Source organism: Streptomyces sp. Act143 (genome assembly GCF_003143935.1).
Taxonomy (GTDB): Bacteria; Actinomycetota; Actinomycetes; order Streptomycetales; family Streptomycetaceae; genus Streptomyces.
The window spans coordinates 1,410,687-1,429,877 of record NZ_QFRX01000001.1; the positions used below are offsets into that span (position 1 = coordinate 1,410,687).

At 73.4% G+C, this 19,191-nt stretch carries 20 protein-coding genes; 8 read left to right on the forward strand and 12 right to left on the reverse strand.

Going from position 1 to position 19,191, the window contains the following annotated elements; all coding sequences use genetic code 11:
• Positions 1 to 16 precede the first annotated feature (16 nt).
• Complete coding sequence (locus DI272_RS06240) at positions 17 to 700, forward strand: HAD family hydrolase (protein ID WP_109494187.1); 684 nt, start codon at positions 17 to 19, stop codon at positions 698 to 700.
• A gap of 218 nt (positions 701 to 918) precedes the next feature.
• Positions 919 to 1,878, forward strand: a complete 960-nt coding sequence (locus tag DI272_RS06245; protein ID WP_109494189.1) for an SDR family NAD(P)-dependent oxidoreductase — start codon at positions 919 to 921, stop codon at positions 1,876 to 1,878.
• 36 nt (positions 1,879 to 1,914) lie between these two features.
• Here DI272_RS06245 and DI272_RS06250 read toward each other — a convergent pair whose 3' ends face one another.
• On the reverse strand, positions 1,915 to 3,462 hold the full coding sequence (locus DI272_RS06250) for a helix-turn-helix domain-containing protein (RefSeq protein ID WP_109494191.1): 1,548 nt from the start codon (positions 3,460 to 3,462) through the stop codon (positions 1,915 to 1,917).
• Positions 3,459 to 3,740 carry a helix-turn-helix transcriptional regulator gene (locus DI272_RS06255; RefSeq protein ID WP_181387103.1) on the reverse strand — a complete coding sequence of 94 codons (282 nt, stop codon included), beginning with the start codon at positions 3,738 to 3,740 and terminating at the stop codon, positions 3,459 to 3,461. Before DI272_RS06255 ends, DI272_RS06250 begins: the two co-directional genes overlap by 4 nt.
• Before the next feature lie 127 nt (positions 3,741 to 3,867).
• On the opposite strand from DI272_RS06255, the gene DI272_RS06260 reads away from it, so the two are divergent.
• Positions 3,868 to 4,896: an SDR family oxidoreductase gene (locus DI272_RS06260; RefSeq protein WP_109494194.1), complete on the forward strand. Its 1,029-nt coding sequence runs from the start codon at positions 3,868 to 3,870 to the stop codon at positions 4,894 to 4,896.
• Positions 4,897 to 4,920: 24 nt separating this feature from the next.
• On the opposite strand, the gene DI272_RS06265 is transcribed toward DI272_RS06260, so the two are convergent.
• The 3 genes from DI272_RS06265 to DI272_RS06275 all read right to left on the reverse strand — a co-directional run bounded on the left by DI272_RS06265 (position 4,921) and on the right by DI272_RS06275 (position 7,771).
• On the reverse strand, positions 4,921 to 5,154 hold the full coding sequence (locus tag DI272_RS06265) for a hypothetical protein (protein WP_109494196.1): 234 nt from the start codon (positions 5,152 to 5,154) through the stop codon (positions 4,921 to 4,923).
• A gap of 85 nt (positions 5,155 to 5,239) precedes the next feature.
• Complete coding sequence (locus tag DI272_RS06270) at positions 5,240 to 6,529, reverse strand: ROK family transcriptional regulator (protein ID WP_109494198.1); 1,290 nt, start codon at positions 6,527 to 6,529, stop codon at positions 5,240 to 5,242.
• Between the two features lie 333 nt (positions 6,530 to 6,862).
• Positions 6,863 to 7,771: a DUF3626 domain-containing protein gene (locus DI272_RS06275; RefSeq protein WP_258314479.1), complete on the reverse strand. Its 909-nt coding sequence runs from the start codon at positions 7,769 to 7,771 to the stop codon at positions 6,863 to 6,865.
• Between the two features lie 109 nt (positions 7,772 to 7,880).
• On the opposite strand from DI272_RS06275, the gene DI272_RS06280 reads away from it, so the two are divergent.
• Complete coding sequence (locus tag DI272_RS06280; protein ID WP_109494202.1) at positions 7,881 to 8,375, forward strand: FBP domain-containing protein; 495 nt, start codon at positions 7,881 to 7,883, stop codon at positions 8,373 to 8,375.
• Between the two features lie 22 nt (positions 8,376 to 8,397).
• Here the strand turns inward: DI272_RS06280 and DI272_RS06285 are convergent, their stop codons facing one another.
• A complete protein-coding gene (locus tag DI272_RS06285) occupies positions 8,398 to 8,967 on the reverse strand; it encodes a TIGR03086 family metal-binding protein (RefSeq protein ID WP_109494204.1) in 570 nt (189 codons plus the stop codon).
• Positions 8,968 to 9,084: 117 nt separating this feature from the next.
• Here DI272_RS06285 and DI272_RS06290 point away from each other — a divergent pair, with 117 nt between their 5' ends.
• Together DI272_RS06290 and DI272_RS06295 are read left to right on the forward strand one after the other, a co-directional pair.
• Complete coding sequence (locus DI272_RS06290; RefSeq protein ID WP_109494206.1) at positions 9,085 to 10,320, forward strand: aromatic acid exporter family protein; 1,236 nt, start codon at positions 9,085 to 9,087, stop codon at positions 10,318 to 10,320.
• Positions 10,321 to 10,587: 267 nt separating this feature from the next.
• Positions 10,588 to 11,793: a lactonase family protein gene (locus DI272_RS06295; protein WP_109494208.1), complete on the forward strand. Its 1,206-nt coding sequence runs from the start codon at positions 10,588 to 10,590 to the stop codon at positions 11,791 to 11,793.
• On the opposite strand, the gene DI272_RS06300 is transcribed toward DI272_RS06295, so the two are convergent.
• Together DI272_RS06300 and DI272_RS06305 are read right to left on the reverse strand one after the other, a co-directional pair.
• On the reverse strand, positions 11,761 to 12,486 hold the full coding sequence (locus DI272_RS06300) for a DUF2470 domain-containing protein (protein ID WP_109494210.1): 726 nt from the start codon (positions 12,484 to 12,486) through the stop codon (positions 11,761 to 11,763). The two genes, DI272_RS06295 and DI272_RS06300, sit on opposite strands and share 33 nt — an antisense overlap.
• A gap of 150 nt (positions 12,487 to 12,636) precedes the next feature.
• Positions 12,637 to 13,245, reverse strand: coding sequence for a TetR/AcrR family transcriptional regulator (locus DI272_RS06305; RefSeq protein WP_109494212.1), 609 nt, complete (start codon positions 13,243 to 13,245; stop codon positions 12,637 to 12,639).
• Between the two features lie 108 nt (positions 13,246 to 13,353).
• On the opposite strand from DI272_RS06305, the gene DI272_RS06310 reads away from it, so the two are divergent.
• Complete coding sequence (locus DI272_RS06310) at positions 13,354 to 14,865, forward strand: cytochrome P450 (protein ID WP_109494214.1); 1,512 nt, start codon at positions 13,354 to 13,356, stop codon at positions 14,863 to 14,865.
• Positions 14,866 to 14,877: 12 nt separating this feature from the next.
• Here the strand turns inward: DI272_RS06310 and DI272_RS06315 are convergent, their stop codons facing one another.
• Positions 14,878 to 15,699, reverse strand: a complete 822-nt coding sequence (locus DI272_RS06315) for a pentapeptide repeat-containing protein (protein WP_109494216.1) — start codon at positions 15,697 to 15,699, stop codon at positions 14,878 to 14,880.
• 142 nt (positions 15,700 to 15,841) lie between these two features.
• Here DI272_RS06315 and DI272_RS06320 point away from each other — a divergent pair, with 142 nt between their 5' ends.
• Positions 15,842 to 16,042: a DUF5999 family protein gene (locus DI272_RS06320; RefSeq protein WP_109494218.1), complete on the forward strand. Its 201-nt coding sequence runs from the start codon at positions 15,842 to 15,844 to the stop codon at positions 16,040 to 16,042.
• 1 nt (position 16,043) lies between these two features.
• On the opposite strand, the gene sigJ is transcribed toward DI272_RS06320, so the two are convergent.
• The 3 genes from sigJ to DI272_RS06335 form a co-directional block, all read right to left on the reverse strand.
• Entirely contained in the window at positions 16,044 to 16,937 is an 894-nt protein-coding gene (gene sigJ / locus DI272_RS06325) for an RNA polymerase sigma factor SigJ (RefSeq protein ID WP_109494220.1), read from the reverse strand.
• Between the two features lie 84 nt (positions 16,938 to 17,021).
• Complete coding sequence (locus DI272_RS06330; protein WP_109494222.1) at positions 17,022 to 17,765, reverse strand: PIG-L deacetylase family protein; 744 nt, start codon at positions 17,763 to 17,765, stop codon at positions 17,022 to 17,024.
• Between the two features lie 65 nt (positions 17,766 to 17,830).
• The gene (locus DI272_RS06335) at positions 17,831 to 19,132 is read right to left on the reverse strand and encodes an alpha/beta fold hydrolase (protein WP_109494224.1); all 1,302 of its coding nucleotides are present in this window, start codon (positions 19,130 to 19,132) and stop codon (positions 17,831 to 17,833) included.
• Positions 19,133 to 19,191 lie beyond the last annotated feature (59 nt).

Below are 19,191 nucleotides of genomic sequence, written 5' to 3' on the forward strand. Positions count from 1 at the left end.
AGAAGGGACGGGACACATGGAACGGGCGGAACGGGCGGCCGTCTTCGACGTCGACGGGACCCTGGTCGACACCAACCATCTGCATGTGACCACCTGGTGGGAGGCGTTCCGCCAGGCGGGGCACACCGTGCCCATGCACGCCGTCCACCGGGCGATCGGGCTCGGCTCCGAGGACCTCGTCGCGCATCTGCTGGGCGAGGACCGGGACCGGGACGAGGACGCCCGCCTCAGCGCCGCGCACAAGGCCCTCTACGGGCAGTACTTCGACCGGCTGCCCGCGCTGCGGGACGCCGGACGGCTGCTGCGGCGCCTGGACCACGAGGGCTGGGCGGTGGTGCTCGCCACCTCGGCGGGCGGCGCGGAGCTGTCCGCGCTGCGCCGGGCCATCGGCGCGGACGACGCGATCACCGCGACCGCGAGCGCCGACGACGTCGACGAGGGCAAGCCCGCGCCGGAGCCCGTGGAGCACGCCCTGGAACTGGCGGGTGTCCCCGCTGAGCGGGCGGTGTTCGTGGGCGACACGGTGTGGGACATGAAGGCGGGCCGCAGGGCCGGGGTGCGCTGCGTGGGCGTGCTGTGCGGCGGCATCCCGCGCGCCGACCTCGTGGCCGCGGGCGCCGAGGCGGTCTACGACGACCCCGCCGAGCTGCTCGCCGCACTCGCGGACAGCCCCTTCGCCGCGCTCCCGTCCGGCCGGTGACGCACCTCACGCCATAACTCGACAGCAGGGGGAACACGCAAGGGTGGTTGCCCGTTGAATCAGACGTGGGGTTGTACGGGACGGTGTCCCGCCCACCACAGGACCGCCCCGACCGTGATTCCCCCGTCCGGTCGGGGCTTTCTTCTGCCCCTTTCCAGGCGCGCGCGTGCCGACCCGCGCTTGACTTCGAGAGCACTCCAATTCGTAGCGTTCCGAGCATGAGCACTGCACAGCACAAGATCGGTTCGGGATACGACGCCCACAGCACGGCCGACGACGTCCTCGCCGGCATCGACCTGTCCGGGAAGCTCGCCGTCGTCACCGGCGGCTATTCGGGACTCGGCCTGGAGACGACCCGGGCGCTCACCGCGGCGGGCGCCCGCGTGGTCGTCCCGGCCCGCCGCCCCGACACCGCCCGGGAGGCGCTGGCGGGCGTCGACGGCGTCGAGGTGGACTCGCTCGACCTCGGCGACCTGGAGAGCGTCCGGGCCTTCGCCGAACGGTTCCTCGCCTCGGACCGCACCATCGACCTGATGATCGACAACGCCGGGATCATGGCCTGCCCCGAGACCCGGGTCGGCCCCGGCTGGGAGGCCCAGTTCGCCACCAACCACCTCGGTCACTTCGCCCTCGTCAACCGGCTGTGGCCGGCGATCGCGCCCGGCGGCGCCCGCGTGGTCTCGGTGTCCTCGCGCGCCCACCACTTCTCGGGGATGCGCTGGGACGACGTCCACTGGCGGCAGGGCTACGACAAGTGGGAGGCCTACGGGCAGGCGAAGACCGCGAACGTCCTGTTCGCCGTCCACCTCGACGCGCTCGCCGCCGGCCAGGGCGTGCGCGCCTTCTCGCTGCACCCCGGCGGCATCCACACCCCGCTGCAGCGCCACATCCCCAAGGAGGAGATGATCGAGCGCGGCTGGATCGACGACGAGGGCAACCTCCTCAACCCGGGCGCGTTCAAGACCCCGGAGCAGGGCGCGGCCACCCAGGTGTGGGCGGCGACCTCGCCGCAGCTGGCCGGGATGGGCGGCGTCTACCTGGAGGACTGCGACATCGCCGAGCCCGCCGCCGACGGCGGGACGAGCGGCGTCAAGGCCTGGGCGACCGACCCGGAGCAGGCGGCCCGCCTGTGGGAGCTGTCGGCGGACCTGACGGGCGTGAACGCCTTCGCCTCCTAGGCCCTCCCGGGCTCTCTCCGGCGGTCCCGGGCGCTCCTAGGCGTCCTCACCCGCGGCCGCGGGGTCCGGTTCCTCGCCGAGGGTGTACGTGTCCTTGACCTTCACCTCGGAGACCCCGCGGCCCTCCGGGAAGACCCGCCGCCAGTCGCCGATCACGTGCAGCTCGTCGGTGCCCATGGCGCGGACGACCGTGAGGCCCTCCTCGTGGGCCTTCAGCGCCTTCAACCAGAGGTTGGCGAAGGCCTGCGAGCGGATCAGGTGCATCCAGTCGGGGCGGTACAGCTCCCGGTTGTAGTTCGACTCCCCCATCGTGGAGACGAACTTGGAGTACATCGCCTTCACGTACTCCAGCGTCACGTCGTCGTCCTCGGCGATCGCCCGGTCCCGGGCCTCCTTCAGCGCGACGCGGAACTTCTCCAGCAGCCCCTCGGTGGCCCCCGAGGTGAACGACTCGTGGATCTCCGGCGGGTCGCACAGCCCGTACTTCGGCCCCGACAGGCGCAGCAGCAGCCTCAGGGTCGGTTCGGTGACCCAGAGCGGGCCGGGCTCGTCGCGGTTGCCGATCGGGTTCGGCAGCTCGGCCTCGTGGTCCCACGCGGGCGGGGTGATCAGATGGACGCCGGCCCGGCGGCGGTCGTGGTCGAAGCCGGTGGAGTGCTCCAGCTGCCCGATCGGCAGATGGGTCTTGAGCGCCGACAGGTACGCGCCGTTGATGTCGAGGGCGGTCACCTCGTGCAGACCCGGCGGGAGTTCGGTGCGGGCCCACTTGGGGCGCGCCTCCCAGATCCGGTCGGCGCCGCGCGCGGTCTGCTTGCGCAGGATGTCCGGGATCCACGGGTGCGCGACGACGTCGTACCGGCCGCCCTTGCGGGTCTCGTCCAGCAGCGCCATGGCATCCGGAATGGCCCTCTTGACCAGCGCCGCGGTCGCGGCTTCCAGGTCGCCGCCGTGCTGGGCGAGGGCGGCGGCGACCGCCGAGGCGATGAGGTCCGGGTCCTGGGAGGCGGTCTGCATACGACGGCCCACGGGGACGACGCGGACGGGCGCGGCGGCGCGGGCGGAGGTGGCGGGGCGGACGGGCCTCGGCTGTTCCTCCGGTTCCGGCTCGGGGGCCGGAGCCGTCGCCGTCGCCGCCGGCGTCCCGCAGTCCGCGGGGTCGAGGTGCTGCGGGAAACCGGCGACCTGGTGGCGGGCCGGCGCACCGCACAGGACGCAGGGCTGCGGCGCGGCGAGGGCCTCGACCTCGTCGGCCTCCCCCGGCCCGGCAGGGGCGGCGACGGGCTCCGGCTCCTCCTGGGCGTCCTGCGCCCCGGCGCCCCCGCCCGGCTCGTCCTCCGCCTGAGCCGCCAGCTTGGTCTGCGCCCCTTCGAGGAAGTACGCGTACTTCTCGCGCACCTCGCCGCTCGGGTCCCGACCCGACTCCCAGCCGCCGACGGTGGAGGGGCTCACCCCGAGGGCCTGGGCCACCTGGGCGCGGGAGAGGCTGAGCCCTTCGCGCAGTGCGCGCCGTACGTCGACAGACGGCAGCGGAACTTCCTGGCGGGCCCCGGCCAGCAGGGCGTCGATCGCGTCGAAGTCGGTCATCGGGCCACCTCCGTCGAACCGGCGGAGCGGCGCCTGCGCACCGGCAGGGTCTCGCAGGCGCGGGTCGGTCCGGCGAGGAGGTCGAGGACGTCGATGCCGAAGTGCGCCGCCAGCGCGTCGCAGTCGGCCAGGCTCCAGGCGGCGCTGCCGGACTGGCGGCGGCTCACCTGCGCCTGGCTCACACCGAGCGCGACGGCGACGTCCGCCTGCGACTCTCCCGTCGCGTGCAGCAACGCGGCCACCGACGACCTCACTCGTTCTCCCAAGGACAGTCCCACCCCGCCCACCCTACCCGGCCTCATGCGTCAGCCGTATGAAACATGCTGTGGACGCAAGGGTGCGTCGGGTCCCGCCGCCCGGGTACTCGGGGGCTTCCGCGCAGCGCAGGTCCGGAAGGAGCCGAAGGTGAGCAGCACAACGGGCAGCAGGATCGTCGTCACGGGCGCCACCGGCAATGTCGGCACCAGTGTGGTGCGGCTCCTGTCGGAGGATCCGGAGGTCGGCTCCGTGGTGGGGCTGGCCCGTCGGGCCCCCCAGTGGTCGCCGCCGAAGACGGAGTGGGTCGCCGTCGACCTGTCCGACGAGGAGACCGACCTGGCGGCGGAGTTCGCCGGGGCGTCCGCCGTGGTGCATCTGGCCTGGGCGTTCCAGCCGACCCATGATCCGGCGGTGACCTGGCGCACCAACGTCCTCGGTTCCATCCGGGTGTTCGAGGCGGTGGCCGCGGCCAAGGTGCCGACGCTGGTGCACACGTCGTCGGTCGGCGCGTACTCGCCGGGCCCGAAGGACGAGGCCGTCGACGAGTCGTGGCCGACGCACGGCTGGCCGGACGCCGCGTACTGCCGGGAGAAGGCCTATCTGGAGCGGGCCCTGGACACGTTCGAGCGCGACCATCCCGATGTGCGGGTGGTGCGGATGCGGCCGGCGTTCCTGTTCAAGCGGGAGTCGGCGAGCGAGCAGCGCCGCATCTTCGGCGGCCGTTTCCTGCCCGGGCCGCTGATCCGCCCGGAGCTGCTGCCGTTCCTGCCGGACATCCCGGGGCTGCGGGTGCAGGCGCTGCACACGGACGACGCGGCCAAGGCGTACCGGCTCGCGCTGCACTCGGAGGCGCGCGGCGCCTTCAACCTGGCGGCCGAGCCACCGGTGGACGCGGAGCTGCTGGGCGAGCTGCTCGGCGCGCGCCGGGTCCGGCTGCCGCGCACCGCGGCCCGCTCGGCGATCGCCGCCGCCTGGAACCTTCATCTGCTGCCCGCCTCGCCCCATCTCTTCGACGCGGTCCTGCGCCTGCCGCTGATGGACTGCACGCGCGCCCGCACGGAGCTGCGCTGGCGTCCGGAGCACACGGCGAACGAGGTGCTGGAGGAGTTCCTGAAGGGTCTCCAGCAGGGAGCCGGCGCGGACACGGAGCCGATGCGGGGGCGGAAGGCGGGCTGAGTCACCGCCCCCAGGTGGCCCCGGTCAGCCGGACGGCTCCTGCGGTTCCGGATGCTCGGGGTGGACGGTGGCGGAGTGCGGTGTGCCCTGGCGGCCCGTGCCCGCCTCGTCCGTGTCGGGGACGTCGGTGGCGGGTTCGTCCTCGTCGGACAGGTCGGGGGCCGCGTCCCAGCGGTCCTCCCCCTGTCCGGCCTGCTGGTCCGGCAGATCCCTGGGAACGGGCTCGCCGTCCGGGCCCGGGCGGTGCTTGTCGGCCACGGCGTCCTCCCTTCGCGTCGTAGGGAAGTCACGCGAGTACCTCCACCGGTCACCGGCGAAACCCGGTGACCGGTATGCGGAGACCTCAGTGCGGGGCCCGCTCCTCCAGGGCCGTGCGCCAGGCCGGGTGCGGGCCCTCGGGGGCGGGTTCGGGGCGGCGGCCGCCGCGGGCGAAGAAGTCGGCGAGCGGCAGGATCGCGGCGCCGACGGTGACCGCGTCGGGGCCGAGCCGGCCGAGGTCGATGGTGACCTTCTCGGCCGGGTGCCGCAGGGCGTACGAGGCGGCGTGGCGGCGTACCGCGGGCAGGAAGCGGGTGCCCAGCTGGAGGCCGGCCCAGCCGCCGATGAGGATGCGCTCGGGCTGGAAGAGGTTGATCAGGTCGGACAGACCGGCGCCGAGGTACTCGGCGGTCTCCTCCAGCACGGCCAACGCCACCGGGTCGGCCGCGCCGCCGTCGGCCGGGTAGGCGGCCGCCAGCATCGCCGTCAGCGCGGTCTCCTCGTCGGTGCCCTCGGGCGGCCGGCCGCCCTCCTCACGCCAGCGGTCGAGCAGCGACTCGGCGCCCGCGTACGCCTCCAGGCAGCCGAGCGCGCCGCACCGGCAGCGGCGCCCGCGCACCCCTACCGTCAGATGCCCCCACTCGACCGCCCGGCCGTTCTCCACCTCGGGTGTGACCAGGCAGGCGCCGACGCCGGAGCCGAAGAGGACGACGAGCGCGTTGTGCGCACCGCGCCCGCCGCCGAACCACATCTCGGCCTGACCGAGGGTCTTGGCGCCGTTGTCGATGAAGTACCGGACGCTGTCGGGGAGCCGGGAGGTGGAGCGGAGCAGGGCCTCCAGCGGGACGGCGTCCCAGCCGATGGTCTGGCCGTGCACCACCGCGCCGCGCTCCGGGGTGTGTTCGACGATGCCGGGGACGCCGATGCCGACGCCGAGGAGCTGTTCGGGGGCGATGCCCGCGTCGGCCAGGACCTCGGCGACGCCGTCGCGGATGTGGCCGACGATGACCTCCACGTCGTACCGCTGCTGGGTCAACGGCCGTTCGGCGCGGGCGAGTTCGGTGAGGGTGAGGTCGAACAGCTCGACGCGGACCCGGGTCTCGCCGACATCGACGCCGATCATGTGGCCGCTGCCGGGGGCCACGCGCAGCAGGGTGCGGGGGCGGCCGCCGTCGGAGTCGACGCTGCCCGCCTCCTCCAGCAGACCGTCGGCGACGAGGTCGGCGACGACATTGCTGACCGAGCCGGAGCTGAGGCCGGTCGCCGGGCCGAGTTCGAAGCGGCTGAGGGGTCCGTCGAAGTAGAGCCGTTGCAGCACGGCCGTCCGGTTGGCCCGCCTCAGATCGCGTACCGTGCGCCCGTTCCGCCCCGCCATGTGGCTCCCCTCCGAACCCTGTCCGACCTGCAACATACCGCTGCGGGGCCGTCGAAGGCGACTTTCCCCACCCTCTTAATTCACGATGTGAACTATGAAGGGTCCCGCTAGGGGAAGCCTATGAGAGCCCAGACGGGCGGCCCGGGCCCGGGCCGGCAGGGCCCGCACGAAGGCCGCCCGCGCAAGGCCGGCCGCGTGAAGGCCGCCCGCACGAAGGCTGCCCGCGTGAAGGCCGTACGCGCACCCGCCGCCCGGCGGCGTACACCGCCTCGGCGCGACGTCCGTCAACGACCGGGCCGTTCGGCCGTTCCCCGGCGGCCGTCCGGCGCGCGCTCACGCCGGGCGGGTGGTGGCCCGGCGGGGGGCGGGCGCGGGGTCGTCGGCTCGGGCGGTGCCCGCGCCCTCGGGTGCGCCGAAGCGGGCGAGGGTGTGCCACACCATCTTCAGGTCCTGGAGCTCATGGCGGCCGGTACGGGCGGCGTCGCCGATGATCCGCGGGTCGATGTGCCCGTCCTCGGCGATCCGGGCGCCCAGTGCGGCGTACTCCTCGCCCCGGTAGTCCGCGTGCCGGCGCAGCTCGGCGACGCTCAGCCGGTACCCGGGGTGCCATGCGACAGGGCAGGGCAGCAGCCGGGCCGCCGCCTCGACCGGCGTGCCGCGATAACACGCGTCCAGCACGAGCGCCTCCACGTCGTCGGCGAGGGCCACGCCGCCGTGGACCTGAGCCTCGATGTAGTCGTTGAGGGCGTCCTGTTCGTCCGCCTCGGCGAGGGCGATCAGGGACATCCCGGCGGCGACGCCGAAGTGGGCGGGCTCGGCGGCGCTGTCGGGGTAGCAGAAGGTGGCCCGCGACAGTGCGGCGCCGGTCAGCCGGAAGTGGGAGGAGCCGAAGCGCGGGGCGGCGCCGACGATCTGGCGGCGGAAGTCCAGCGCGCCGTACACGGGCCGGTCGTACGGGCCGGCCGCGTCGTAGGCGCCGCCGAAGATGCGGCTCTCCCAGCGCCGGCGATCGCCCCCGGGGTGCGCGGTGAGGCCGCCGTTGCTGGTGCCGGTCACGAACTGGGAGTGGTAGGCGCCGTCCCGCAGCAGCGCCTCCAGAAGGGGCAGCCCGCCGGCCAGGCGGTCGGGGTGGAAGTTCAGCGTGATGCGCACCGCGGGGTCCACGGCCGGTCCCGCCGACCGGGCCGCCACGTGCCGCAGCGCCGCCCGTGCCCGTGGTGACCGGACGCTCTCGATATTCACTGGCCCCTCCTCGGCGGGGTCGACTACCCTGACAGAACCAGAACCTAGGGGCACTAGGTAATTCACCACCGGCTTTCGGAAGAAGCGGAAGCCACCAGGAGGCTCCCCCATGAGATCACTGACCGAGCACGACATCCGCAACGCTTTCGTCAACTGCTCCAAGGGCGAGGCCAAGCGCGTGGCCGTGCCGCGCGATCTCGACGAACGCCCCTGGGACGACCTGGACTTCCTCGGCTGGCGAGATCCGGGTGCGCCGGACCGCACCTATCTCGTCACCGAGCGGCGCGGGCGGCCGGTCGCCCTGAGCATGCGCCTCGCGTCCGCGCACCGCGGCTTCCTGCACCGCAGCATGTGTTCGCTGTGCCTGACGACCCACCCGGGCGGCGGCGTCTCACTGATGACCGCGCGCAAGGCGGGCGCGGCCGGGCGCGAGGGCAATTCGGTCGGCCTGTACATGTGCACCGACCTGGCCTGTTCGCTCTATGTGCGCGGCAAGAAGGTGCCGCAGAGCACGCTGCGGATCGAGGAGAGCCTGACGCTGGAGGAGCAGATTGCCCGCGCCACGGGCAATCTGACCGCCTTCCTCGACAAGCTGGACGTCTGACCCGGTCCAGGTCAGGCGCCGTTCAGGGCGTCCAGTGCGGGTCGCGGCCCAGGAAGGCGAGCAGGGCCTCGGCCCGGCCCGCGCCGGCCGGCACCTGCCGCGCGGGGGCGAACACCCGGTAGGAGTCGCGGAGATGGTCCACGAGGCGTTCCGCGAGCGGCCAGACGCCCTCGGCCAGCTCGTCCGTGAGTGGTAGGTCCTGGCCGTCCCAGGCGTGCACGCCCGCGTCCATCGCGGCCGCAGCGGCGGCAAGCGGCAGGGGCAGCGGGCCCAGCGGGGTGGGCACGGCGGCGCTGCGGGCGGGCAGCCCGGCGTAGGCCTCCGCCACGGCGCACAGCACCTCGTCGAGCTCCGCGGACGGGTCGGGGGCGAGCGCGTCCTGCGGGTGGAACGGGTCCGAGCCGGGACGCCCGCCGGTGATCGCGAGCCCGTAGCCCTGCTGGTCGATCCGCGCGTGGTTGAGCACCTGGCGTGCCGTCCACTCGCTGCACGGCGTCGCCGCGCCCCAGGCCGTCGCCGGGACCGCCGCGACCACCTGCCGCAGGTAGTCGTGCGCGCCCGTGAGAACCTCGAGCCCTCGGGTGTCCGCCATCACCGGTCTCCCCTCTTGCCGCCGATCGGCTGCTGCCATCAATCTAGGCAGCCTTGCGGACAGTTACGGTCCGCAATGAGTACGACGGTGCGCATGTGGAAGAGGAACAGCCTGAGGATGCGAGATGTACGTGAGTGGATGTGGTCCCTCGTGCGCTTCGTGAAGCGCCGCAGGGACCCTTCGGTCGTCCATGCGCTGCGGTCCGCGGCCGCGGCGACGATCGCCTACGTCATCGCGCTGCGCGTGAGCCCTGAGGCGGCCCCGCTCACCGCGCCGCTGACCGCACTGCTCGTCGTCCAGGTCACCCTCTACGCCACGCTCACCAACGGCATCCGGCGGGTCAACTCCGTGGTGGCCGGTGTGCTGGTCGCCATCGCCTTCAGCCTGCTGGTCGGCCTGACCTGGTGGAGCCTCGCGCTGCTGATCCTGGCCTCGCTGGCGGTGGGGCATCTGGTGCGGGTCGACGAGTACGTGCCCGAGGTGGCGATCAGCGCGATGCTGGTCCTCGGGGTGACGACGGTCGGGGACACCGCGTGGGCGCGGGTGCTGGAGACGCTGATCGGGGCGGTCGTCGGGCTCGGCCTCAACCTGCTGTTCGCGCCGCCGGTGTGGGTGGGCGAGGCGGGCGAGTCGATCGAGGGGCTGGCACGCCGGGTCCGGCAGCTGATGCTGCGCATGGGTGAGGAGGCCGCGGGCCGCACGCCCGTGGAGCACGCCCGGGAACGGCTCCACGAGGCCCGCCGGCTGGACCACGACATCGTGGAGGTGGACGCCGCCCTGAGGCAGGCCGAGGACAGTCTGCGGCTCAATCCCCGCGTCCGCGAGGGGCTGCTGCACCGGGTGGTGCTGCGCACCGGCCTGGACACCCTGGAGATCTGCACGGTCGTGCTGCGCGTCCTCGCCCGTACCCTCGCCGACCTCGCCGAGGCCCGCGACCCCGAGCCGCTGTTCGCGCCGCAGCCGGGCGCCGTCGTGGACCAGCTGCTGTCCGAGGTCGCGGACGCCGTCGTCAGCTTCGCGGTGCTGGTCACCGCCCATGTCAGCCAGAGCGCCGAGTCGGCCGAGGAGCGGCTCGCCGCCGAGTTGCGGCAGGCCGCGGCCACCCGCGACAAGCTCGCCCAGCTGCTCCTGGAGGAGGTGCAGCGCGACGCCCGGCAGTGGCAGCTGCACGGGGCGGTGCTGACCGAGGTGAACCGCATCCTCGACGAGCTGGACACCGAGCACCGCTCGCGCCGGCTGCTGGAGGAACTGGACCGCACTTCCCGAGAGCAGCGCGAGCGCCTGCCACGACTCACCAAGCTCCAGGAACGACTGCGCGGGAACCGGCGCACCCTCGCCCGGCGTTCCAGGTGAGGCGAGCCGGTGGAGGACAGGCATTGGTAGGGGCGGAGCGCGATACGGCGGGGACTGGAAGAAGCGCGCAGCACAGCGGACAGGGGCCGAGGCAGCGCGCGCGGCACGGCGGACGGGGCTGAAGAAGCGCGCGGCACAGCGAACGGAGACCGAGGCAGCTTGCGCGGCGCGGCGGGCGTCGTCTCGGGGAGGTGTGTGTTGCACGCGAGGTGCCGTCCGGGTCAAGGTGGCTGGCGACCGCGGAACCGACCGACCTGAGGTGCGTGCATGGGCAGGGGCGACTGGAGCAGGCGCCGGTTCGTCGGCGCGCTTGCCGGAACGGCCGCGGCGACGGCCCTGCCCTCGTGCGACGACGCCGGGCCCGAGGCGTCCCCGGCGTCTCGGGGAGCGGCTCCCGCGACGCGTCCGAGCACCCCCGCCGGGTCCCCCTCCCCCACGCCGTCCGGCCCCCGCCCGCTGCTCCTCGGCACGTACACCTCCGTCGAGGACGGCGGCACCGGCATCACCTTCGCCTCGTACGACACCGACACGGGCGAGGTGACCGGTGGCAGGACGCTCACCGGCGTCGGTGACCCGTCGTATCTCGCCCTGCATCCGGACGGCCGCACGCTGTACGCGGTGAACGAGCGCGAGAAGGGCGCCGTGACCGCCGTACGGCTCTCCGACCGCAAGGTGCTCGGCAGCCGGAGCACCGGCGGCGGGGCGCCCTGCCATCTGTCGGTGCATCCGGGCGGGCGCTGGCTGCTGAGCGCGAACTACGGCGACGGCAGTGTGGCCGTGCACCCCCTCGACGCCTCGGGGGCGGTCGGCGAGCGCGCCGACCTCGTCACGCACTCCGCGCCGCAGCCGGGGCCGGGGCAGCAGGGGCCGCACGCCCACCAGTGCGTCACGAGCCCGGACGGCGCCCATCTCCTCGCCGTCGACCTGGGCACCGACACGGTCTACACGTACCGCCTCGACGACCGCACCGGGCAGCTCACCGAGGTCGCGCAGGCCCACACCCGGCCGGGGGCCGGACCGCGGCATCTGACGTTCCACCCCGGCGGCCGGTACGCCTATCTGGCCAACGAGGTCGACAACACCGTCGCCGTCTGCGCCTACGACACCGCCACCGGGCGCCTGCGGATCGGCGGGGCGCAGTCCACCGGCACGGGCTCGGGCACCAGCTATCCGGCGCAGCTGCTGGTGACAGCGGACGGCCGGTTCGCCTACCTCGCCAACCGGGGTCACAACAGCCTCACCCGCTATGCGGTGGAGGCGGACGGCGCCCGGCTCAGGCTCCTCGACACGGTGCCGGTGGCCGGGGACTTCCCTCGGCAGATCGCCTTCTCGCCGGACGGGACACTGCTGTTCGCGGCGAATCAGCGGTCCGGCACGGTGAGCGTGTTCCGCGTGGCCGCGGCCGACGGTCGGCTGCGGCTCGCGGGCGAGCCGTTCGCGTCACCCGTCGCCGTCTGTGCGCTGCCGCTGTAGCGCGCGGGGGCAGGCCGCCGAGGCGGCCTGGCCGAGCAGCACGTGCATGCGCTCGGTGAGCTGCGCGACATCGTCGGCGGGCCGGTGGAAAGGCAGGCGTACGTCGCCGTGGGCGCGGGCGCGTTCGATCCGCAGGGTCAGTCCGTGCCGGTCGACCGCGACGGGCTGGACCTTGACCGCGCCGTGCAGGCTGTCGGGCTCCACGAGCCGGGTGAGGCGCTCGACCGCCTCGGAGTGGCAGTCGGCGAGATGCGTGAGCAGCCGTGCCTCGGCGGCGGCCAGCGGGTCGGGCGCGGCGGCGGCGAACTCGTCGAGGCCGACGACGACGGCACCGGACGGCTGCCGCAGCACCACGCGTGTCGGCGTGAACGCCAGCCGCCCGTCCTCGGGAGCGAACCAGCCGGCGAGCCACATGCGGGCCCGGACACGGTTGCGCACGGGAACGGGCGAGACGTCGGCGAACTCCAGCACGGCGGACGGCTCTCCGCGCGGGGCGCAGATCGCGGTGGCGAGCAGAGCGCTGTCGTCGGGCACGTCGAGCAGCAACCGGCCGTCCTCCGCCACGGTGTGCGCGCCGACGAGCTCCTCACGACCGCCGTCCGCGGTCACCGCGCACGACCACGCGGTGGCGAGCACCGAGCGCGCCCGCTCCGCCGCGGAAGGCGCGGCCGTCCAGCTGTGGCCGTCATCCATCCCAGCACCCATCCCGGAACCTCCTTAGGTAAGCCTTGCCTAACCTATCGGAGATCGAGGTGTACGCCAACCAGTACCGCCGATCCTTTGCGGAGGCGCACGACACAAACTCACCACGCACCGGAACTCCGGAAGCGCACGCGGACGGTGTCAGGCGCCGAGAACGCCCAGCAACGCGCGGGCGCACAGATCGCGCACCTCGTCCCGGGACAACTCCGAGCCCCTGAGCCACTCCAGGCAGACGGCCGTGACGAAGGCCAGCCAACCGCGCACGGCGAGGGTCGTGTCGGGACGCGCCGCGAAGCCCGCGCCGAACTCGGGGGCCGCGGCGAGCGCCGCCAGGATCTGGCGCTCCTGCGCGGCCAGGGACCGCTGATAGACCTTGCGCACCGCCTGGTCCCCCGCCGCGTCGGCCCGATGGAAGGCGCGGAAACCGTGGGCATGGGCCTCGACGTACTCCAGGAACGTGTCGAGCCCCGCGGCCAGTTGCTCCCGCACCGGGACCCCGGGGACGGCCGCGGTCATCCGCAGCATCCGCCCGCTCTCCCGCTCGACGACCGCCGCGAAGAAGTCCCGCTTGGTCGGGAAGTAGTGGTAGAGCAGCCCGCGCGAGACCCCGGCGATCTCGGCGACCCGCTCGATCCACACGTCGTCGTACGGGCTCTCCGAGAACAGCCGCGCCCCGACGGCGAGGAGCTGCTCCCGGCGCTCCTCGGTGGTCAGCCGGCGGCGGGTGCGCTCCCCCTGGTTGGCGGCCATGCCCGCACTTTACTTGACGTCGGTTCAACAACGGGCCCAGACTGGATCACGCTATTGAACCCACGTACAACACGCTCAACGCGCGGGTGGATCAAGGGAGATGGCGGTATGACGGACACGACGGCCGGGACCGGACTGCCGAAGGGGTTCCGCAGCGCCGAACAGGGCTGGCCCGAGCTGCACCGCATCCCGCATCCGCCCCGCCGGATCCCGCTGCTCGGGGACATCCTGGGCGCCAACCGGCGCACACCCCTTCAGGACTCCCTCCGCTTCGCCCGCCTCTTGGGGCCGATCCACCGGCGCAAGGCCTTCAACCGGGAGTTCGTCTTCGTGTGGGGCGCGGACCTCGTGGCCGACCTCGCCGACGAGACGCGCTTCGCCAAACACGTCGGGCTGGGCATCGCCAATCTGCGGCCGATCGCCGGGGACGGGCTGTTCACGGCGTACAACCACGAGCCGAACTGGCAGCTGGCGCACGACGTGCTCGCCCCGGGCTTCAGCCGTGAGGCGATGGCGGCCTACCACCCCATGATGCTGGCCGTGGCCGAACGGCTCACGGACCACTGGGACCGGGAGTCCGCCGCGGGGCGCACGGTGGACGTGCCCGGGGACATGACCAAGCTGACGCTGGAGACGATCGCGCGGACCGGGTTCGGGCACGACTTCGGTTCCTTCGAACGCGACCGGCCGCACCCCTTCATCACCGCGATGGTGGGCACGCTCACCTATGCGCAGCGGCTGAACTCGGTTCCCTGGCCCGGACTGTTGCGGGAGGCCGCGCGGCGCAACGAGGCCGACATCGCCTATCTGAACCGTACGGTCGACGACCTGGTCCGGGAGCGCCGAAGCACCAGCGGGAGCGGGGACCTGCTGGACCGGATGCTGGAGACGGCACACCCGGAGACCGGGGAGCGGCTGTCGGCGGAGAACGTCCGGCGCCAGGTGATCACCTTCCTGGTCGCCGGGCACGAGACCACCTCGGGCGCCCTCTCCTTCGCCCTGCACTACCTCTCCCGGCACCCGGACGTCGCGGCCCGCGCGCGTGCCGAGGTGGACCGGGTGTGGGGCGACGCGGAGGTGCCCGGGTACGACCAGGTGGCCAAGCTGCGCTACGTCCGCCGGGTCCTCGACGAGTCGCTGCGGCTGTGGCCGACGGCGCCCGCCTTCGCCCGGGAGGCGCGCGAGGACACGGTGCTGGCCGGGCAGCATCCGATGCGGCGGGGCGCGTGGACGCTGGTCCTCACGCCGATGCTGCACCGCGACCCCGAGGTGTGGGGCGCGGACGCCGAGCGCTTCGACCCCGACCGGTTCGACCCCAAAGCCGTACGGTCCCGCGCCCCGCACACCTTCAAGCCGTGGGGCACGGGGGCGCGCGCCTGCATCGGCCGCCAGTTCGCGCTGCACGAGGCGACGCTGGTCCTGGGGCTGCTCCTGCGGCGGTACGAGCTGGGCGCCGACCCGGACTACCGGCTGCGGATCGCCGAGCGGCTGACGCTGATGCCGGAAGGACTGCGGCTGCGGCTGACGCGGCGGCGCGTGACGGCGGCGGTCGGGGCGACGGCCGGCGAGGAAGCGGCGCCTTCGGAGCCGCGGTGCCCGGTGCACCGGGCGGGTGACTGAACCGAGCGGACGTCAGGACCGCGGCTGCGTCCAGTGCCCGGGGCGCGTCACCCGCTCCGGCAGCCTCGTCCCCGCGCTCCCCCGCGCCGCGTTGAGCTGCGGCTGGGTCAGGAAGAAGGCGCCGGTCAGGTCGGCGTCCGTGAGGTCGGTGTCACGGAGGTCGGCACCGATCAGGTCCGCGCCGCGCAGGTCGGCGCCGGTGAGGTCGGCGGCGATGAGGTAGGCGCCACGGAGGTTCGCGCCCCGCAGGTCGGCGCCCTTGAGACGGGCGCCCATCAGGTCCGCGCCCCGGCGGTCCTTCTTCTTGCCGCGGATGCCCGCGCGGACCAGTTCGCTGGTCCTCAGGAGCAGCACATTGACCTCCTGGCGGTGCGCGGCGACGTCCAGCTCGCCGAGCTCCTCCGGGATCCGCAGGGTGAGCTCGTCCGTCTCCGCCAGCAGGCGGCGCGCGTCGGCGTGGACCGGGCGGGCGGCGGGCAGGGTGAGCACCTCGGTGAGGTACCAGAGCAGTTCGTGCAGCTGCCGTACGACCGGGAAGACGTCGAACATGCGGCGCGCGTGCTCACGCCCGCCGGTGCGCCAGTCCAGGCCGCCGAAGGTCACCTGCGAGACCTTCTGCCCGGCACCGAAGCAGTCGTAGACCGTGCAGCCCGTGAAACCTTTCTGCCGCAGCCGGGCGTGGATGCCGCACCGGTGGTCGTCCTGGAGGTTCGAACAGGGCCGGCCGGCCGGCTTGTCCACGGCGAAGTCCGCCGAGGCCGCGAAGGGCAGGGCGACGCAGCACAGCCCGAAGCAGCTCCCGCAGTCGCCGCGAAGGGCTGTGTGATCTTGCATGTGCCCAGGATACGGAACGGGAACTCACCGATGAATTTTCCGCGGTGTGGGGGTCTCCACATACAGGAGAAAACAAACTCGGCTACCACTGAGGTGCAGCCGACCGAAGCAGGAGCGAGCCACCGCGTCGAGGAGAGACATCATGTGCAGCCACCAGCCCGCGTGCCCCACCGCCGAGAGCCCCGACCACCACGCCGCGGTGATCGTCTCGGCCCATCCCGAACAGGGCTGGAGCCTGCTGTGCAACGGCACCATCGTCTTCGACGACACCGGTGAACTCCTCCCGGACGGGCGGGCGGTGAGCCCGCACCGCCCGGTCGGCGCGCTGCTGGTGGCCGCCTGACTCAGCCCTCCGCGACCGGCACGTCGAGACGGGCGAGCCGCTCGGGGTCGGCCAGGATGTGCAGTTCGGTGATCCGGCCGTCCACGACGGTTACGCCCATGACCGACTGCAGCTGTCCCTCGTGCGCGTTGAGGACCCCGACCGCGCCGTTGACCAGCGCCAGCTCCGCGAACTGCGCGAACTGCCGGAACAGCACGGCCTGTTCGGCCACCGGCCGCGCGCCGCGCACGAGCTTGGACGCCGCCGCGCCGCCGACCAGCGCACCGGAGTCGGCCCGCAGCACGACGTCCGGGTCCAGGACCGCGAGCAGGGCCTCGAAGTCCCCGGCGCGGGCCGCGCTCATGAAGGCGTCGACGACCTGCCGCTGCCGGCCGAGGTCGGGCTCGGCGGACGGGGTGGCGCCCTTGACCCGGCGCCGGGCGCGGCTGGCCAGCTGCCGGGTGGCGGCCGGGCTGCGCTCCACGATCGCCGCGATGTCGTCGAACGGCACGGCGAACATGTCGTGCAGCACGAACGCGAGCCGTTCGGCGGGCTCCAGGGTCTCCAGGACCACGAGCAGGGCGAGGCCGACGGAGTCCGCCTGGAGCACCTCCTGTTCGGGGTCGATCCGCGTCAGCGGGGTGAGCACCGGGTCCGGGACGAACGTGTCGTCCAGCGGGTCCTCGCGGCGCGTGGTGCGCGAGCGGAGCATGTCCAGGCAGACCCGGCCGACAACCGTGGTGAGCCAGCCGCCCAGGTTGCGGATCTCCTCCGCGTCACTGCGGCCGAGCTTGAGCCACGCCTCCTGCACGGCGTCCTCCGCCTCGGCGAGCGAGCCGAGCATGCGGTAGGCGACCGCCTTGAGATGGGGCCGGTGCTCCTCGAAGCGGTCCGCCAAGGCCTCGGTGTCCGTCATGTTCTCCCCCGTTGTCATGGTCTCCCCCGGTCGTCGTCCGTCGCCGTATGCCGTCGCCCGTCGCCGCTGTCGCGTCCGTCGTCGTCATCTGCTGAACAGTTCGAAGGCCACGGCGGGTGTCCCGCCGAACCTCTCCGCGGTCCGCTCCGCCACGCCGGTGAGGAATCCCCGGGCGTACGTCTCCGGGTCCTCGTCCGTCAACGCCTCGATGTACGCGCGGTGTTCGAGCAGCGAGCGCACCGCGCGCTCCAGGCCCGGCGTCGCGTCCACGGCATGGGTGGGCGAGGCCGATCCCGCCACGGCCACCCAGCGGACGCCGTTCCACGGCTCCAGGCCCTGTTCCACCAGCTCCGGGAAGATCCATCGGTTGCCCGCGTCACCGGCCGCGTCCAGCGTGGCCCGGCCCACCGCCACATGGTCCGGGGTGTTCCAGGCGACGCCGCCCCAGGTGTCGCGGTGGTTGAGGGTGATGACCAGCTCCGGCCGGTGCCGGCGGATGGCGGCGGCGATGTCCCGGCGCAGCGCGGTGCCGTACTCGATCACCCCGTCGCGGTGGTCCAGGAACTCCACCGTCGAGACCCCCACGACCGCGGCGCTGGCCCGCTGCTCCTGCTCGCGCAGCGGGCCGCACTTGGCCGGTTCCAGGGTGTCGATGCCCGCCTCGCCGCGGCTCGCCAGGACGTAGGCGACCTCGCGGCCCCCGTCGGTCCAGGCGGCGATCGCCGCCGAGCAGCCGTATTCGAGGTCGTCGGGGTGGGCCACGACGGCGAGTGCGCGCCGCCAGTCGTCGGGCATGGGCTGGAGTTGACTGATCGTCGGCTCTGTCATGGGTGCAGACTAATCCGCCCCGCCGCCGGTGCCACCGGCATTTCGCCTCGTCACGGCGGTGCCCGCTACACCTCGTCGCGGGTGAGCGCGAGCAGCCGGTCCAGGACGCGCGGGCCGCCGGCCCGGACACCGTCGTGCTCGAACTCGTCGGTGACCCAGGTGCGCAGCCCGCGGACGGTGCGGGCGGTGCGCAGGGAGTGGGCCGTGTCGACGTACATGTCGTCGTGGTAGACGGCCGCGGCGACCGGGACCTCGTTGGCGGCGAGCCGCTCGGCGTCGTAGAGGGGCCGCCAGTCGGTGCGGGCGGCGAGCAGGTCGGCGGTCTCCCGCAGGGGGCGCAGCGCCGGGTCCGTCTCGAACATCCACGGGTGGATGGACTCGCCGGTGAACAGCAGCGGTCCGTCGCCGGTGAGCGCCTTGGCGGCGTCGAACTGGGGGAACTCGGCGCGCACGCGTTCCGCCGACCATGCGGTGGGGCGGTGGTCCTGGCCGTAGATCGCCTCGTGGACCAGGGCGTAGAGCGGGTGGCCGGCGTACGACAGCAGGCCCTGGACCTCTTCCTGGAAGGCGTCGGAGAGGGCCGGGCCCTGCGGGGTGCGGACGAAGGCATGTTCCAGGAGGAAGTGCAGGCGGTGGCTGCCCTCGCCGCCGCCGAGGAGGATGCCGAGGGACTGGAAGGCCTCCACGGTGAGGCGGTAGCCGTTCGGCAGGACGACCTCGTGGTTGAGGAGGTGGTCGGCGATCCGGCGGGCACGCTCGACGTCCTGCGGGTAGCGGGCGTAGTGGGCGGCGACCTTGCGTTCGATGCGCGGGTAGGCCGCCCGGTAGACGTCGTCGGCGTGGGCGTCGAGGGAGGGCAGGCCGCCGGTGATCACGGCGGCGCGCAGCCCCTCGGCGGCGAGGGAGAGGTAGCTGACCGTGCAGAAGCCGCCGAAGCTCTGGCCGAGGACGGTCCAGGGGGCGCCGCCGGTGAGCTTCGGGCGGATCGTCTCGCAGTCCCGGACGATCGAGTCGGCGCGGAAGTGCGTGAGGTAGTCGGCCTGCTCGGCGGGGCCGCCGCGCAGCGGGAGGGTCTGCCGGTTGGCAGGCGTGGAGTGGCCGGTGCCGCGCTGGTCGAGGAGGAGGACCCGGTACTCCTTGAGGGCGCGGCCGAGCCAGGCCGGCCGGCCGACGAAGCGGTTCGCCCCGAAGCCGGGGCCGCCCTGGAGGTACACCAGCCACGGCAGGTCCTGCCGCGCCTTGTCACTGGCGACCACCTCACGGGCGTAGAGCTCGATCGTCTCCCCCGCGGGGTCGCCGTGATCGAGGGGCACGGTGAAGTGGTGGTCGGTGAGGACGACGCCGGGCTGGCGGTAGGTCGCGGTCAACAGGGCTCCTGGGACGGACGGACACGTACGAGCGCGTCCCAGTTCAGCACATGTCCGTC

Coding starts and splice junctions, on each gene's coding strand:
- DI272_RS06240 (WP_109494187.1), top strand. CDS start 17: ATGGAACGGGCGGAACGGGCGGCCGTCTTCGACGTCGACGGGACCCTG.
- DI272_RS06245 (WP_109494189.1), top strand. CDS start 919: ATGAGCACTGCACAGCACAAGATCGGTTCGGGATACGACGCCCACAGC.
- DI272_RS06250 (WP_109494191.1), bottom strand. CDS start 3,462: ATGACCGACTTCGACGCGATCGACGCCCTGCTGGCCGGGGCCCGCCAG.
- DI272_RS06270 (WP_109494198.1), bottom strand. CDS start 6,529: ATGGCGGGGCGGAACGGGCGCACGGTACGCGATCTGAGGCGGGCCAAC.
- DI272_RS06280 (WP_109494202.1), top strand. CDS start 7,881: ATGAGATCACTGACCGAGCACGACATCCGCAACGCTTTCGTCAACTGC.
- DI272_RS06285 (WP_109494204.1), bottom strand. CDS start 8,967: ATGGCGGACACCCGAGGGCTCGAGGTTCTCACGGGCGCGCACGACTAC.
- DI272_RS06290 (WP_109494206.1), top strand. CDS start 9,085: ATGCGAGATGTACGTGAGTGGATGTGGTCCCTCGTGCGCTTCGTGAAG.
- DI272_RS06295 (WP_109494208.1), top strand. CDS start 10,588: ATGGGCAGGGGCGACTGGAGCAGGCGCCGGTTCGTCGGCGCGCTTGCC.
- DI272_RS06300 (WP_109494210.1), bottom strand. CDS start 12,486: ATGGATGACGGCCACAGCTGGACGGCCGCGCCTTCCGCGGCGGAGCGG.
- DI272_RS06305 (WP_109494212.1), bottom strand. CDS start 13,245: ATGGCCGCCAACCAGGGGGAGCGCACCCGCCGCCGGCTGACCACCGAG.
- DI272_RS06310 (WP_109494214.1), top strand. CDS start 13,354: ATGACGGACACGACGGCCGGGACCGGACTGCCGAAGGGGTTCCGCAGC.
- DI272_RS06315 (WP_109494216.1), bottom strand. CDS start 15,699: ATGCAAGATCACACAGCCCTTCGCGGCGACTGCGGGAGCTGCTTCGGG.
- DI272_RS06320 (WP_109494218.1), top strand. CDS start 15,842: ATGTGCAGCCACCAGCCCGCGTGCCCCACCGCCGAGAGCCCCGACCAC.
- sigJ (WP_109494220.1), bottom strand. CDS start 16,937: ATGACGGACACCGAGGCCTTGGCGGACCGCTTCGAGGAGCACCGGCCC.
- DI272_RS06330 (WP_109494222.1), bottom strand. CDS start 17,765: ATGACAGAGCCGACGATCAGTCAACTCCAGCCCATGCCCGACGACTGG.